This is a genomic window from Nocardia sp. NPDC052316, from assembly GCF_044547795.1.
In the GTDB taxonomy this organism is placed as follows: Bacteria; Actinomycetota; Actinomycetes; order Mycobacteriales; family Mycobacteriaceae; genus Nocardia.
On record NZ_JBIUBB010000003.1, the window covers coordinates 720,620 to 736,240 of the forward strand.

The 15,621-nt window shown below is 66.8% G+C and carries 14 protein-coding genes; 4 read left to right on the top strand and 10 right to left on the bottom strand.

What is annotated here, in order from left to right; translation table 11 throughout:
- Positions 1–132 precede the first annotated feature (132 nt).
- Positions 133–1,263 carry an NDMA-dependent alcohol dehydrogenase gene (locus ACIHA7_RS16065; RefSeq protein ID WP_397289956.1) on the top strand — a complete coding sequence of 377 codons (1,131 nt, stop codon included), beginning with the start codon at positions 133–135 and terminating at the stop codon, positions 1,261–1,263.
- A gap of 36 nt (positions 1,264–1,299) precedes the next feature.
- Here the strand turns inward: ACIHA7_RS16065 and ACIHA7_RS16070 are convergent, their stop codons facing one another.
- The 4 genes from ACIHA7_RS16070 to ACIHA7_RS16085 all read right to left on the bottom strand — a co-directional run bounded on the left by ACIHA7_RS16070 (position 1,300) and on the right by ACIHA7_RS16085 (position 4,154).
- Entirely contained in the window at positions 1,300–1,932 is a 633-nt protein-coding gene (locus ACIHA7_RS16070) for a peroxiredoxin-like family protein (RefSeq protein WP_397290795.1), read from the bottom strand.
- A 59-nt stretch (positions 1,933–1,991) separates the two neighbouring features.
- Positions 1,992–2,339, bottom strand: a complete 348-nt coding sequence (locus tag ACIHA7_RS16075; protein ID WP_397289959.1) for an iron chaperone — start codon at positions 2,337–2,339, stop codon at positions 1,992–1,994.
- An 86-nt stretch (positions 2,340–2,425) separates the two neighbouring features.
- Positions 2,426–2,926, bottom strand: coding sequence for a GNAT family N-acetyltransferase (locus tag ACIHA7_RS16080; protein WP_397289961.1), 501 nt, complete (start codon positions 2,924–2,926; stop codon positions 2,426–2,428).
- 34 nt (positions 2,927–2,960) lie between these two features.
- A complete protein-coding gene (locus ACIHA7_RS16085; RefSeq protein ID WP_397289963.1) occupies positions 2,961–4,154 on the bottom strand; it encodes a serine hydrolase domain-containing protein in 1,194 nt (397 codons plus the stop codon).
- 42 nt (positions 4,155–4,196) lie between these two features.
- Between ACIHA7_RS16085 and ACIHA7_RS16090 the strand changes: the two genes are divergently transcribed.
- Together ACIHA7_RS16090 and ACIHA7_RS16095 are read left to right on the top strand one after the other, a co-directional pair.
- Positions 4,197–5,030: a serine hydrolase domain-containing protein gene (locus tag ACIHA7_RS16090; RefSeq protein ID WP_397289965.1), complete on the top strand. Its 834-nt coding sequence runs from the start codon at positions 4,197–4,199 to the stop codon at positions 5,028–5,030.
- A 94-nt stretch (positions 5,031–5,124) separates the two neighbouring features.
- A complete protein-coding gene (locus ACIHA7_RS16095) occupies positions 5,125–5,658 on the top strand; it encodes a DUF3145 domain-containing protein (protein ID WP_135235728.1) in 534 nt (177 codons plus the stop codon).
- Between the two features lie 4 nt (positions 5,659–5,662).
- Here the strand turns inward: ACIHA7_RS16095 and ACIHA7_RS16100 are convergent, their stop codons facing one another.
- The 6 genes from ACIHA7_RS16100 to ACIHA7_RS16125 all read right to left on the bottom strand — a co-directional run bounded on the left by ACIHA7_RS16100 (position 5,663) and on the right by ACIHA7_RS16125 (position 12,408).
- A complete protein-coding gene (locus ACIHA7_RS16100) occupies positions 5,663–6,199 on the bottom strand; it encodes an HAD domain-containing protein (RefSeq protein ID WP_397289968.1) in 537 nt (178 codons plus the stop codon).
- A gap of 215 nt (positions 6,200–6,414) precedes the next feature.
- On the bottom strand, positions 6,415–7,956 hold the full coding sequence (locus ACIHA7_RS16105) for a M28 family metallopeptidase (protein WP_397289970.1): 1,542 nt from the start codon (positions 7,954–7,956) through the stop codon (positions 6,415–6,417).
- A 256-nt stretch (positions 7,957–8,212) separates the two neighbouring features.
- Positions 8,213–9,223, bottom strand: a complete 1,011-nt coding sequence (locus ACIHA7_RS16110) for an ABC transporter ATP-binding protein (protein WP_397289972.1) — start codon at positions 9,221–9,223, stop codon at positions 8,213–8,215.
- Positions 9,224–10,048 (bottom strand): carbohydrate ABC transporter permease, encoded by an 825-nt coding sequence (locus ACIHA7_RS16115; protein ID WP_397289974.1) that lies wholly within the window; start codon positions 10,046–10,048, stop codon positions 9,224–9,226.
- Positions 10,049–10,094: 46 nt separating this feature from the next.
- Positions 10,095–11,027 (bottom strand): carbohydrate ABC transporter permease, encoded by a 933-nt coding sequence (locus ACIHA7_RS16120; protein WP_397289976.1) that lies wholly within the window; start codon positions 11,025–11,027, stop codon positions 10,095–10,097.
- Positions 11,020–12,408 (bottom strand): extracellular solute-binding protein, encoded by a 1,389-nt coding sequence (locus ACIHA7_RS16125; RefSeq protein WP_397289978.1) that lies wholly within the window; start codon positions 12,406–12,408, stop codon positions 11,020–11,022. Before ACIHA7_RS16125 ends, ACIHA7_RS16120 begins: the two co-directional genes overlap by 8 nt.
- Before the next feature lie 198 nt (positions 12,409–12,606).
- On the opposite strand from ACIHA7_RS16125, the gene ACIHA7_RS16130 reads away from it, so the two are divergent.
- Entirely contained in the window at positions 12,607–15,618 is a 3,012-nt protein-coding gene (locus ACIHA7_RS16130; protein ID WP_397289980.1) for an alpha-mannosidase, read from the top strand.
- The last annotated feature ends 3 nt before the right edge of the window (positions 15,619–15,621 follow it).

Here is a 15,621-nt window from a genome sequence, read left to right on the forward strand (position 1 = left end):
ACTAGAACGTGTTCGGAAGCCTCGACCACCGGTACCGCTGAAATTTCGACGCGGTACTAGAACGCGTTCCACTTTTCTCGTAGTGTGGGTGCAGTCACATATAAGCACGTGCATGCGAGAGGGTCGACAGGAATGAAGACGAAGGGCGCGATCCTGTGGGGGATCGACCAACCGTGGTCGGTAGAAGAGATCGAGGTCGGCGATCCGGTCTCCGGTGAGGTGCAGATCCGGCTGGAGACAGCGGGCATGTGTCATTCGGACCATCACATCGTGACCGGCGCGACGCCGATGCCCGCCTACCCGGTGATGGGCGGGCACGAGGGCGCGGGCGTGATCACCAAGCTCGGGCCCAACTGCCCCGCCGACCTGCAGGTGGGCGACCACGTCATCCTGTCGTTCATCCCCGCCTGCGGTCGCTGTCCGTCCTGCGTGAGCGGCAATATGGCGCTGTGCGATCTGGGTGCGGGCCTGCTGATGGGTCAGGCGATCAGCGACGGCACCTACCGGATCCAGGCGCGCGGCGAGAACGTCATCCCGATGTGCCTGCTCGGCACCTTCGCGCCTTACATGACGGTGCACCACACCTCGGTGGTCAAGATCGACCCGAGCGTGCCGTTCGAGGTGGCCTGCCTGGTCGGCTGTGGCGTGCCGACCGGGTTCGGCTCGTCCACCCACGTCGCGCAGGTCGTGCCGGGGGAGACCGTGGTGATCGCGGGCATCGGCGGCGTCGGCATGAGCGCGCTGCAGGGCGCGGTGCTCTCCGGCGCCTCGAAAGTCATTGCGATCGACCCGAATCCGTGGAAGCGGGAGCAGGCGCAGAAGTTCGGCGCCACCCACACCTACGAGAGCATGGCCGCCGCGATCATGCCGATCATGGACGCCACCGAGGGGCGGATGGCCGAGAAGGTCATTCTCACCATGGGCGAGATGCACGGCGACTACATCGAAGAGGGGCTGATCCTCACCGCGAAGGCGGGCATCCTGGTCGTCACCTCGATGGGCCGGATGGACGCGGGCGAGGTCAAAATGAACAGCTTCCTGCTGTCCATGCTGCAGAAGACGGTGAAAGGCTGCATCTTCGGCGGCGGCAACGCCCGCCAGGACGCGCCGAACCTGCTGCGGCTGTACAAGGCGGGCCAGCTCAACCTGGACGACATGGTCACCCGCACCTACTCCCTGGAGGAGATCAACCAGGGCTACCAGGACATGCTGGACGGCAAGAACATTCGCGGCATCATCAAGTACACCGAAGCCGACTGGTAACCGAGCGCTCGTGATCGGGCCGAGCGCTCGGCCCGATCACGAGCGCAGTTCGGCCAGAATGTCCATCGGTTCGGTGCGGGGCATGTCGTCGACGCGCACATCGATGAATCGGACGGTGCGGCTTCGATCGATGATGAGCGTGCTCGGGATGGGGAGTTCCCACTCGCCTTCGGCGTTGCGGTTTCCGATGGCGTAGCCGCCCAGCTCGACCGCGTCCATCAAGGCTTGGTCCGCGTGGGTGCCGATGCCGAGTGCGCGCGCGACCACGTTGTCGAGATCGGACAGCAGGGGGAATTCCAGGGAGTTCAGGAATCGGGTGTATGCCGAGCCCTCGGGGGCTTGGGGACTGATGCCGATGAGGCGCACGCCGCTACCGGTCAGCTCGGGCAGCAGTTCGTGCTGATACCGGCACAGGGCTTCGGCGCAGGGCAACGACCAGGCGCCGCGGTAGAAGACAAGGACGGCATAGCTGTTCGCGGCGACCTCGGAGAGTTTCGTCGGCTCGCCGTCCTCGTCGAGCAGCGTGAAATCCGGGAGGGTGTGGCCGGCCCGGACCGAGTTCGCCGTCACTATCGCGGCGCTGCGAATGTGGGTCTGGGCGAGCTCGGCTTGCAACTCGTCGAGCTCGGCCATCATCTGCCGCAGCCTTCCGAATTCATCATGTGACATCACGTCGGCCATCATGCCGCGCGGTCGGCGTGGCGGCGAACAGATTTCGGACGTATCGGTCAGCGGCGGGTGGCGAGGGCGGTCGCGATCTCCGCGATGAGGTCGTATGGAATGGGTTTGGTCAGTGGGAATTTCAAGGTTCCCTTGCCCGCTCGATACGGTTCGACGGCGCGGTTGAACGCTTTGTCGCCGTCGGGGATCGGGTAAAGGCTGATGTGCTTCTTCCAGCCGGCGAAGTGGACGGTGTTGTGGCCGTTCACCTTGAAAGTGGGGATGTCGTAGCTGATCGCCTCTGTCGCGTTCGGTAGGGCGCGCTGGATGGTGTGCCGGATTTCCTCGAGAATGCCGCGCACGTCTTCGGGGAACGCGGCGATGTATGCATCTACGGTTGCTGGCTGCTCTGCCACGAGGTCCCTCGATTCCGTGAGCGGGTATCGATCGAATCGCTGAAGATGGGTCGAGCATCGTCAGTGTAGGCAGGGCACGCGTTCGGTTACAGGTCCTTGCGGTACCAGCACTGCGCATACATCTCGTCGTTGTGCGGTGTCGACTCGCCGTATCCCAGCCGGGCATACAGTGCCCTGGCCTCCACCAGATCGCGGCGGGTATCGAGCACTATCCGCGCGGCACCGAGGCCGCGGGCCGCTTGCTCGGCGGCCTCGATCAGGACGGTGGCGCCGCCCTTCCCGCGCATATCCGCGCGTAGGAACACGCGCTTCAACTCGGCGGTCGCGGCGTCGAGGAGGCGAACGCCCGCGGTGCCGACAGGTTCACCGCTGTACCGGGCAACCAGCAGTACGCCACTGGGCGGCGACAATTCGGTCCATGTCGCCGCGGCGATCTCGCGTTCGAGTTCCGCCGGATCGGTTGCGCGCCCCTCGTGCAGTTGATACCAGCGGTCGCTGACCTCGGTGTAGTACGCCCGCCACAGCTCGGCGGCGACGGGCGAGTCGAAGGGTTCGGGTTCGACGGTCCAGGTGTCCACATCGGTCACTGCCCGGGGTTCCCGGCGGGTGGCAGACATCCGGTCAGTGGGTGCAGCGGAGCAGGGCCTGGCGGAGGTTGCGGCTGCGGACGTCGTCCAGGACGGCGAGGCCGAGGCGGTTCATCGAGTAGCCGAAGCCGAGACCTGTCGCGGGGTCGGCGAAGCCGAAGGAACCACCGAGGCCGGTGGTGCCGTAGGCGCGCTTGTCGGAGCCGAAACGGAACTCGCCGCCGGACTTACGGAAGCCCAGGTGGTAGCGAGTCTTGATGTGCAGCACCAGGTCTCCGGCGGGGACATCGTCGGCGGTGTCGGCCGCGGCCAGCTGGTCGAGCAGGGCGTCGTCGATGGGCAGGGCGCCGGTGCGGCCCGCGGCGGCGCCGTAGACGCGGGCCAGCGCGCGGGCGTTGCCGACGCCGTTGGAGCCGGGTAGCTCGACCTCGAGGAATTCGCGCCGGGTCGCCCGTGCCGGACTGCCGGTGCGTGGATTGCTCAGCGCGGCATAGGCGTGTCCGCGCTTGGCGGCGATCTCGGCACCGATGCGCAGCGGGAAGTCGCGCTCGTAGCGCAGCGCGTCCATGCCGCGGGTGGCGGCCATGGTGGCGATGCGTTCCAGCCCTTGGTCGGCGGGCAGGCCGATGAAGAAGTCCAGCCCGAGCGGTTTCGCGATGTCCTCGGCGAAGATTCGCCCGAGCGTGCGGTGCTGCGGATCGACCCGGCGCAGCAGTTCGCCCTGGTAGAGGCCGAGCGTGATCGCGTGATAGCCGTGCCGGGTGCCCGGCCGCCATGCGGGCTTCTGTGCGGCGAGGATCGGCGCGAGCCCGTCCAGGTCCGCGATCTGACTCAGCCGCACCACCGGGTCCAGGCCCGAGAGCCCCGCCTGATGGTCGATGAGCTGCCGCACGGTGATCTCGTCTTTGCCGTTGGCGGCGAACTCGGGCCAGTACCGCGCCACCGGCTGCTCGTAATCGAGCAGGCCCTTCGACACCGCCGCGGCCAGCGTGAACGCGGCAAGCCCCTTCGTCGAGGAGAACACCGGGACGATCGTGTCGCGTTCCCACGGCAGCGTCCGGTGCCGATCGCGATGGCCCGCCCACAGATCCACCACCGGCCGGTCGCCCGCGTACACCGCCACCGCGGCGCCGATCTCGCCGTGCTGGGCGAAGTTGCGCCGGAAGGCGTCGGCGACGGGCCCGAAGCCGGGCTCGACGTCACCGTGGATCGTCAGCTTTTCACTCATGGTCATTCGATGGTAACGGCGTTCTTCTCGTACGCTCGCTGAGTGCGTTCACTCGAGCAGATCAGGGATTGGCCGGTTCGGCACGCGGCGGCCGCGGTCGTCTCCGGCGACGGGGCGGCGGCGAGCGAAGGCGAGGTGGATCGGGTGTTTCCGCTCGCGTCGGTGACCAAGCCGCTGGTGGCCTACGCGGTGCTCGTCGCGGTGGAGGAGGGTGCGGTCGAGCTGGATCAGCCCGCGGGTCCGCCGGGGTCCACGGTGCGGCACCTGCTCGCGCACACCTCCGGACTGGCCTTCGACACCACCGACATTCAGGCCGCGCCCGGTACCCGGCGGATCTATTCGAGCGCCGGATTCGAGGTGCTCGCGGGATTCGTGGCCGAGCAGACTGAGATCGCGTTCGCGGAATATCTGCACGCCGCGGTGTTCGAGCCGCTCGGCATGACCAGTTCGGTGCTGGCCGGACCCGCCGGGCACGCCGGGCGGTCGACCGCCGCCGATCTGGCTCGTTTCGCGGCGGAATTGCTGAACCCGCGGTTGATCTCCGCGCAGACGCATGCCGAGGCGACCTCGGTCCAATTCCCCGGCCTGAATGGCGTGCTGCCCGGTTACGGTTCGCAGCGCCCCAATGACTGGGGTCTGGGTTTCGAGATTCGGGACGGGAAGACTCCGCACTGGACGGGTAGTTCGAATTCGGGGGGAACTTTTGGTCATTTCGGGCAGTCCGGCACCTTTCTGTGGGTGGACCCCGCGTCGTCGTTGGCGTGTCTCGCATTGACCGACCAGAATTTCGGCGACTGGGCGAGAGCGGCCTGGCCGCCCCTCAGTGATGCCGTTATTGCGGAGGCGACGCTTCCACGCAACACGGCGGTGAAGTAACACACGTAACTTCGGGCACTCCAGTACACTCAGGCAACACCAGCAGACGGGTCGTTGGGGAAGACGTCCCCCGTCGACGCTGGAGGTGTTAGTAGTGCGCGCATCGAGTCAGTTCGCGGACGTGACGGCGGGTGTGGTGTATATCCACTCGTCGCCTGCCGCGCTGTGCCCGCACGTCGAATGGGCGCTCACCTCGGCCCTCGCCGCCCCCGCCAAAATGCGCTGGACCGCCCAACCCGCCGACGGCCAACTCCGCGCCACCAGCGAATGGATGGGCCCCGTAGGCACCGCCGCCCGCATCGCCCAAGCCCTGCGCTCCTGGCCGGTCCTGCGCTTCGAAGTCACCGAAGACCCCAGCGAAGGAGTAGACGGCGAACGCTACTGCTTCGTCCCCGGCCTCGGGTTATGGCACGGATCCACCAGCGCCAACGGCGACGTCACCCTCGGCGAGATGCGACTACGCGCCATGCTCCAAGCCGCCGGAGAACTCGGAAAATACACCACCTACGACCTCGCCGCCGAAATCGACCGAGCCCTCGGCACCCCATGGGACGAGGACCTGGAGATCTACCGATACGGAACAGAGTCCGGCGCCGAAGTAACCTGGCTGCGGCGGGACGTGGGTTAGTCCCTTACGCCCGTTGGGCTTTGCCGCCATCGCTGCGCGGCGGTGCGTGATTGTCGTTGGGACGACGAAGCCATTCTCGGAGAATGGTGAAGTCTTCGTCGCCGAGACCGCGGGATGCCTCGACGTAGTGGAGCAAGGCTGGACCGGGATGTTGTGCAGCCACCCATTCGCGGTCGGAGTCGGTGAGCTCGTCGTCGATCCAGGCGAAGGGGCGTCCGGCGGCCCAGGTGACGAGGGTTCGGGTTTTCCAGTGGAGGCCGAACCACTGGTCTTCGTGCTGGTGGTCGGCGGATGGGTCGGGCCAGGGGACTACCGGCAGGTGGGGGAGGCCGAGTCGTGGCGCTATCTCGGTGTTCGCGGCTTCGTTCCAGGTGGTGGCCCAGACCAGGTCGCAGGGGAGTGCGGCGAGGTGGCGTCCGAGTTCTGGTCGCAGTCTTGCCGAGTGGGAGTGGGGAGGCGGGTTGGACTGGGGGCTTATGCCGAAGGGGAGCAGTGGTCCGTCGACGTCGAGGAAGAGCAGGGGACGCTCTTCAGTGGTCACGGGTCGAAGGATAGTCCGGTGGGGCAGGGTCTTTCGACGCTGGTTTCTCCTCGGTGTGCGACTCGGGTTGGAAGAGTCGAGGAGATGCTCTGTGGTGCAACACATCCCGGCACGGTCAGGTCCGTGCCGGGATGCGTTCCCCCCATATTCAGGTCTTCAGTTGTGGTGGGTGGTCGATGCGGTCGGTGTCAGGAACGACCGCATCGACCTGCTCGTTACTTGATGAGCCCACCGTGGTGGTCATGCACCTTCCCGCGCTGCGCGGCAGCGGCCTTGGGTGTCGTGCCGCCGGGCGGGTTGTCGCTGAGCGCGAACGTCGCGACCGAGTAGGCGATCGCACCGGTGTTCACCGCCAACGCCTTGTCGTTGATGTTGCTGGTCGTGTCGCACGCTCCGTGGTAGCAGGCGTCGTAGGGCTTGCCCGCCTCACCACCGAACATCTGGTGCTCCTCGGGCGTCTTGATGCCCTCCGCGCCGGTGAACAGCCCGCCTGCCGGGATCCCCGCCGCGATGAACGGCCCGTAGTCCGAACGCCCGTCGAGCGGGGTGCTCACGTGCGGCAGCCGGAGGAAATCGAAGTAGCGGGCAAACGCCTTCTCGATCTCCGCGGAACCGGCAGGCCCCGCGCTACCGTCGTAGATCTTGTACGCGAAGTTCGGCGAACCGATCATGTCGAAGTTGAGGTAGAGCCGGATCTTGTTGCGCTCCGCCTCGGGCAGGGTCGCCACGTAGTGCTCAGAGCCGAGCAGACCCAACTCTTCGGCACCCCACCAGGCGAACCGGACCTTGTTCTTCGGCGGCAGCTGCGCCATCCGCAGCGCGACCTCGAGCAGCCCGGCACTGCCGGACCCGTTGTCGTTGATGCCGGGACCCGCGAGCACGGAGTCGAGGTGCGCACCGGCCATCACGACCTTGTCCGCGTTGCCCCGCTTGCTCTCCGCCACCACGTTGTGGGTCTGGCGCATGGTGCTCTCGGTGTCGGTCTTCAGCCGGACGACCGTGTTCGCCGGGGAGGCGAGGTCCTGGCCGACGGCGAAGCTGACGCCGACCACCGGCACGGTGATGCCGGGTCCGCCGAGTGTTCCGGTGAAGGTGTCGGTCCGGCCGGGTTGCCCCTCGTTGAAGATGATCACGCCGGAAGCGCCTGCGGTCTGGGCGTTTCGGGCCTTGTCGGCGAAGGGGCAGGTGCCGCGCTGGATCAGCGCGATATTGCCCGCGGTGAAGCTGGCGAAGTCCTGGGCCTCGCAGCCGGAGGTCGAGCTCGGCTCCGGCGTGGGCGGCAGGGTCAGGTCGACGGCCTGCACGGTGGCGTTCGCGGTACCCGAGCCGGAATAGGTCAGGGTGGCGAAATCGCCGAGCTCACTGCTGCCGGGCGGGGTCGGCTTGTAGGTTTTGGCTTCGGGGGAGACCTGCTCCATGGCCGCCGTCGACCGTTCCCGGAAGAACGGGAAGTCGAACTGCTGCACCGATACCTGATAGCCGGCGCCGCGCAGCTTCGTGGCGACGTAGTCGCGCGAAGCGTCGTAGCCCGGCGTGCCCGAGGCGCGGGTGCCGCCGTTGGCGGTGGCGAATCTCTGGAACTCCTGCAGGTGCCGTTTGATGTTCGGTGCCTGCATCGAGCTGGCCAATTGCTGCTCGGGCGGCGCGGCGGGTTCGGCGAATGCGGACCCAGCGAGTGCGAGCGAAAAAACGAGAGGCAGCGCGGCGGCTGCGGGGATAACGCGGCTGGCTCTGACGCGGCGGAAAATATGGGGCATGTCGGCTCCTCCAAAGGGACGGAAAAATCCCGATAGTCGGAAGTTAAACCGCTACGCCGCTTCGGTGGTACCCCAGTTCAAGTGGGGAAAGCCATTGCCCCGGTTGGTTTTCTGCAACCGCCCGGCACAGTTGCGCATTCAGGCCGACGCCCCGCTCGGCGACCGCACCGCTGCGTGGGCGCGTCGAGCGTCCCTGCGGAATGCGTCGCATGGAACTGCTCGGTACGCTTGATGAAATTCATTGCCACGCAGATTATTACGGCCTGAGAATCCCTGATTCGGCGTCATATAAGAGGACGCGGTCCGGTTGCGGGATTACCCACCCCACGCTGCCCACCGCCGGTTCTTCCGCTTCCGGCACGGTGACAGCGACGGTGAAACCGTCTGCCTGCACGGTAACCAGAGACGTCGCGCCGAGGTGTTCCACCGTGGATACCGTGCCGCGCAACCCACGTTCTAGGGGGGTGGTGGAGTAGGCCAGATATTCGGGTCTGGCTCCCCAGATGACCGACGGCTCCAGCCCGACGAGCTCGCCGGGAATCAGGTTCATCGGGGTCGACCCGATGAAGTTGGCGACAAAGGTATCGGCGGGGCGGCGGAAAACCTCTCGGGCGGTACCGAGTTGGCGGATCCGCCCGTGCGACATCACCGCGATCCGGTCGGCCAGCGCCAGCGCCTCGGCCTGGTCGTGGGTGACGAACACCGTGGTCACGCCGAGCTCGTGTTGCAGCTTCTTCAAGAAGGTCCTAGCCTCCAGCCGCAGCCGCGCGTCCAGATTCGACAGTGGCTCGTCGAACAGGAAGACCTTGGGGTGGCAGGCCATCGCCCGCGCCAGCGCCACCCGCTGCTGCTGCCCGCCGGACAGCTCGGCCGGGCGGCGCGCCATCAATCCGCCCAGCGACAGCTGATCCCCGGTCTCGTGCGCCTTCGCCGCCCTGGTGCGGCGATCGGTGCCGCGAACCTTGAGCGGGTAGGCGATGTTGTCGACCACCGTCATGTGCGGGAACAGCGCGTAGTCCTGGAACACCATGGCCACGTCACGGCGGCCCGGTGACAGCCGGGTGACGTCCTGCTCGCCGATCCGGATCTGCCCGCCGGTAGGGGTTTCCAGCCCGGCGATGGTGCGCAGCAGAGTGGTCTTGCCGCAGCCGGACGGGCCGAGCAGCGCGAAGAACTCCCCGTCCTCGATCGTGAACGACAAGGCGTCGAGTGCCGTGACGTCGCCGGGGAAGACCTTGGTCAGGTCCGTCAGATCGATCCGCGCCATTTAGGACTTGATCCCTCCGTGGAGCCGGAAGCCGTAGCGCCGGTTGACGAACAGGTACATCAGCACGACCGGGATCGAGTACAGCAGGGAGAACGCCGAGATCGGCCCCAGCTGTGCCCCACCGCCTTCGTCGTAGAAGGTGCGCACCACCACCGCGGCCGGTTGTTTTTCCTGGTCACGCAGCAGCAGGAACGGCACGAGGTAGCTGCCCCACACATTCACCACGGTCCATACCGCGATGGTGGCCAGTCCGGGCCGGGCGACCGGCACCACGATGTCGCGCAGGATGCGCAACGGCCCAGCACCGAACACCCGCGCCGACTCCTCATAGGACTTCGGCACCGAGTCCATGAAGTCCTTCAGGATGAAGATCGCCGCGGGCAGCAACCCGCCGGACAGCACCAGCACCACGCCCAATTCCCGGTCCAGCAAACCCATTTTCCAAATCATCAGGAAGATCGGCACCATCGCGGCGGTGCCGGTGACCACGCTGGACAGCAACAGCAGCAGATACAGCAGTGCGTCACGGCCGGGAATCCGGACCCGCGACAGCGCGTACGCCGCCAGCGCCGCGCCGGCCACCACCAGCACCATGCTGGCGAAGGACAGCAGTACCGAGTTCCAGAGCGACCCCATGGTGAGTTCGTTCTCGAAGAGCGCCGAAAAGTGCTCGAGCGTAGGTTTTTCCGGTATCCGCGGTGCGTACCCAGGATTGGCGTCGAACGGCGCGGAGGCAAGCCACAGCATCGGCAGCGCGAAGAACCCGGTCAGCACCGCGACGAATGTATAGAACCCGATCCGCGAGACAACGTGCTGTGGACTCATGCCGGTCTCCCAGCGGATATTCGGCGCGACAACGTGATTGGCTCGCTCATGATGTCCTCCGCCGCAGCAGCCGCAGATAGAACAGCGCGAGCACCAGGTTGATCAGCAGCATCAGCACCGACGCGGCGGCGCCGTATCCCAACGCCCCGTCGTCGATTCCCTGCCGGTACAGGAAGATCGGCAACGTCTCGCTGCGATGGTTCGGCTCACCCCGCGTCAGCAGGTACGGCGTGAAATCGTTGAAGGTCCACAAACTGATGAGCAGCGTGTTGGTCAGGATGTGCCCGCGCATGGTCGGAAAAACCACATCCCGCAACGTTTGCGGCCCGGACGCCCCGACCAGCCGCGCGGTCTCCAGGTGCGAAGGCGGCACGGTGGACAGGGCCGCCGAGTACAGCAGCATCGAAAACGCAGTGCCGCGCCAGATGTTGAACACGATGATGACGGCCAGCGGCTGCTGGATCATCCAGGCGTACCCGGGACTGTTCAGCAGCCGGTTGGCGCTGCCCTCATCGCGGTCGAGCATGGCGATCCAGAGCACCGCGACCACACTGGCGGGCAGGATCCAGGCCAGCAGCACCAGGCTTTCGACCAGCGCACGCACCCAGCGGACGGCCTTGCGCATCGACCACGCCAGCGTGAAGCCGAGGACGTTCTGCCCGACGATGGCAGAGCCGAAGACGAACAACAACGTGATCCAGACGCTGTTTCCGAACAGGGGGTCCCGCAGCGCTTTCGCGTAATTGTCCAGTCCCACAAAGGAAACATCGACGGAGGTGCGCCCGGACACGGTGAGATCGGTGAGCCCGATCCAGAGCAGCCACAGCGCCGGGAACACCAGGAACGCCGCGATCAGTAACAGCGCGGGCGTGACGAACGCGCTCGCCTTCCAGCGCCCCAATCCGGCCACATCGGTGTCGGGCCCGCCTCGCCGGACCTCGGCGACCGCGGCGGGGCCGGGGGTCGTCGGGTCAGTCACCGGCTACCTTGTCCTTGTCGCCGACCGCCTCCTCCACGGCTTTGCCATATGCCGCTGCGGCATCCGCGGTGCCGGTGCCGGTGACCACGTCCAGCGTCGCCTGCTGCAACGCCTTCGACACCTTGGTGTACTCCGGCAGCGCCGGGCGCAGCGACGTGATCGGCAGGACCTGCTCGGACACGAAGGTCAGCATCGGATCATCGCCCAGCGCTTGGGCATTTACATCTCGGCGGGCCGTGATCCGTGGCCCGCCACCGGCGAGCAGTTCCTGAAACGCTTCGGGCGAGTTCATGAATTGCAAGAGCTCCCAAGCCAATCCGACGTTCTTGCTCTTCGGATTGATCACGCGTCCGCCGCCACCGGACATGCTCACGAAGTCTTGTCGGCGCACCCCGGCACCAGGCATCGCGGCCGGGATCTTCGCCCACCCCACCTGAGTGTCGCGCTCGGCCATCGGGAAGCTGCCGCCGGTCGGGTTCAGCACGCCGCGCCAGAAGTAGTCGCCCTCCAGCAGGATGCCCACCTGCCCTTTGGCGAACTTCTCGAAGCTCTTCTCCCGCCCCTTGGCGTCCTGCTGCAACTCCGCGTCGCCGAGCCGCTCGTTGTACACCGTGCGGTAGAAGTCCAGCACCCTACGGAATTTCGCGGTGTTCCCGACCCACTTGCCGCCCTCGAACAAGGTGCTGCCCGTGCCCGCCAGCAACGGCAGCACGCCCTGGGTGGTCGTCGCCTCGCCGAAGCTGGTGCCCGCGTTCAGTTGTACCGGGGTGACGCCGGGGACCGCCTTCAACCTGCGGCCCGCCTCCAGCACCTGGTCCCAGCTCGTCGGCTGCCAGTTCGCCGGTAAACCCGCCTGCTCGAACAGCTTTCGGTTGAAGAACAGCACCCGCCCGTCGGTCTCCTGCGGTATGCCGTATTGCACGCCGCTGTAGGAGGTCAACTGCCGCACGGTGTCCGGCATCTGCTGCCAGCCGTCCCATGCCCGTACCTTGTCGGCCCCGACCAGCTCGTCCAGCGGCCTGATCTGCTCGCCCTCGGCGAACTCACCGACCCAGATCCCGTCCAGCGACACCACATCGGCGCCGGTGCCGGTCTTGAGGTCCTTGGCGATCCGGCTCTTGTAATCCTCGTCGGGCACGCCGGTCGCCTGGAATTTCACCGTGACGGTGACGCCTTTGGCCTTTTGCTGCTCCACAAACTTCGGGATGACCCAGTCTTCGATCCATTTCGCCTCGGCCGCGTTCTTGCCGCCCGCCGAGTTGATGGCGTTCGCGGTGATCGTCAGCGACTGCCCGTCGGCGTCGTCCCCGCAACTCGCCGTCCCCATCAAGAGCGCGCCTACGCTCACCACCGCCGCGAACACCCGCCAGTTCGATGCCATGGGTTCCTCCTGAAAGGCAAATCCATCCTCACTCCGACGTTGTCACAAGACGCCGCCCACCGACGCGCATTCAGGGAATAGGCCCCAACATTCGGGGCGCCTGGCCGGAGCCGTCGATTACGCCGGAGAACGCACCGCGCTGTGGAGAATGGGAGTTGTGTGTTGATCACGTTCCCCGATCCGATCGGAGCCACCGCTATGCACGATGACCGTCGGTTGATCGAGGACCGCCTCGGGCGGGTGCTGATGGAGCGGATCATGCCCGCGGTCTACCCGGAGTCGGTGCCGCTGACCGCGTCCATCTGGGTGGCGCCGGATGAGCCGGTGCCGGTCGCCGAGGGCTTGGCCGCGCCACGGACGCCGACTCGGCCGGGAGCGCCCTGGGGTGCGCCGTGGGGGACCAGTTGGCTCACCGTCGAGGGGACGGTGCCCGCCGAATGGGCGGGCAAGACCGTCGAGGCGATCATCGACCTCGGTTTCGACCGGAACATGACGGGCTTCCAGTGCGAAGGGTTGGTCTATCGGCCGGACGGATCGCCGGTCAAGGGCCTGCACCCGCGTAACCAGTGGGTGCGGGTGGCCGCCCCTGCGGTCGGCGGCGAGCAGGTGCTGCTGCACGTCGAGGCGGCGTCGAACCCGATCATTCCATTCTTCGCGCCGAACCCCCTCGGCGACAAGCTCACTGCCGGGACGGAGCCGCAATACCGGCTCGGCCGAATGGATCTCGCAGTGCTCGACGAAGAGGTCTGGAACCTGGTGCTCGATCTGGAGGTGCTCGGTGAGCTGATGCACGAGATGCCGGAGGACCCCGCGCGCCGCTACACCATCGTCCGCGCGATCGAGCGGGCACTCGACGCCATCGATCTGCAGAACGTGAACGCCACCGCGGCCGCCGCACGGGCCTGCCTGGTCGATGTGCTTGCCACACCGGCGATACCGTCCGCGCACCTGATCTCCGCCGTCGGGCACGCGCACATCGACTCGGCGTGGCTGTGGCCGCTGCGCGAGACGGTGCGCAAGGTCGCGCGCACCACCGCGAACATGACCGCCTTGCTGGCCGATGAACCCGAGTTCGTCTTCACGATGTCCCAGGCCGCGCAGTACGACTTCATCAAGCGGCACCGGCCCGAGGTCTACGCGAAGGTGAAAGAGGCGGTGGCGGCGGGCCGATTCGTGCCGACCGGCGGCATGTGGGTGGAGGCCGACACGAATATGCCCGGCTCCGAGGCGATGGCGCGGCAGTTCGTGCACGGCAAGCGGTTCTTCCTGGAGGAGTTCGGCGTCGACAACCAGGAGGTGTGGCTGCCCGACACGTTCGGATTCGCCGCCGGGCTACCGCAGATCATCAAGGCGGCCGGTTCGAAATGGCTACTGACACAGAAGATCTCCTGGAGTCAGATCAACAAGTTCCCGCACCACAGCTTCCTGTGGGAGGGGGTCGACGGCACCCGGATCTTCACGCACTTTCCGCCGGTCGACACCTACAACTGCACCATGCACGGCCGCGAGATCGCGCACGCCGCCCGCAATTTCAAGGACAAGGGGCGCGCGTCGCGTTCACTGGCGCCCACCGGCTGGGGTGACGGTGGCGGCGGGACAACGCGCGAGATGGTCGCGAAGGCCGCGCGGATGAAGAACCTCGAAGGTTCGCCGAAGGTGTTCTGGGACACTCCTGCCGAGTTCTTCGCCAAAGCCGAGGCCGAGTATCGGAACCCGCCCGTCTGGGTGGGCGAGCTGTACCTCGAGCTGCACCGCGGCACGCTGACCAGTCAGTCGAAGACCAAGCAGGGCAACCGACGCAGCGAGCACCTGCTGCGGGAAGCCGAGCTGTGGGCCACGACGGCGACGGTACGCAAGAACCTCGAGTACCCGTACGCTGCGCTGGACCGGCTCTGGAAGACCGTGCTGCTGCACCAGTTCCACGACATCCTGCCCGGCTCGTCGATCGCGTGGGTGCATCGCGAGGCGGAGCAGACCTATGCGGAGGTGGTGGAGGAGCTGACCGCGCTCATCGAGCGAGCCAAGTGGGTGCTCGGCGGTGAGCGGGTGGGCCCGAACGGCTTCAACCCGGCACCGCACGTGTGGCGTTCGATTCCGGCCGGTGCCGCGGGCCCGGTGGCGGCGGCTCGCCCGTGCTCGGTGACCGAGCGCGCGGGTGGCGGGTTCGTGCTCGACAACGGGCTCCTCCAGGTCGAAGTGGATGCGCGTGGCCTGGTCGTTTCGGTGTTCGACGTCGAGCATCTGCGCGAGACCCTGCCGCCGGGTTCGGTCGCGAATCTGCTGCAACTGCATCCGGATCTGCCGAACTCGTGGGATGCCTGGGATGTCGACATCTTCTACCGGAACCGGGTCACCGATCTCACCGACGCGGAGTTCGTTGTGGCAGAGCCGGATTCGGGCGTGGTACGGATCGGTCGATCGTTCGGCTCCTCCACGGTCGAGCAGACGCTGACGCTGCACGAGTGGGCGCTGGAGATCGACACCAGCGTCGACTGGCACGAGACCGAGAAGTTCCTCAAACTGGCCTTCCCCCTGGATATCCACGCCGACCGCTACGCCTCGGAGACCCAGTTCGGGCATCTGTTCCGGCCCACCCACACCAACACCAGCTGGGAGTACGCGAAGTTCGAGGCGTGCGCCCATCGGTTCGTCCACTTCGCCGAGCCAGGGTGGGGCGTGGCGCTCGTCAACGACGCCACCTACGGCCACGACGTCACCCGCACGGTGCGGGCCGACGGCGGGACGACGACCACGGTGCGCGCCTCGCTGCTGCGGGCACCGCGATTCCCGGATCCGCAGACCGACCACGGTGTCCATCACTTCCGGCACTCGCTGCTCCCCGGCGCCGCGATCGGCGACGCGGTGAACGCGGGCTACCGCGTCAACCTCACGCCGCCGACACCGGGTGTCGCCGAAGCCGTCGAGCCGCTGTTCGTCATCGACAACGACGCCGTGGTGACCAGCGCCGTCAAACTCGCCGACGACGGCAGCGGCGATGTCGTGCTCCGCGTCTACGAGGCGCAGGGCGGCCGAGCCTCGGCCTTGGTGACTCCCGGGTTCGACGCCACCGGATTCCAGCTGTGCGATCTGCTGGAACGGCCATTGCCGGCGGACAGCTCCGCGAGCCCGGAGGATGCGGGAGTCCGCCTGCGGCTGCGGCCTTTCCAACTCCGCACGCTGCGATTCGCCCGTTCGGCCGCCGCCGAATAGCCT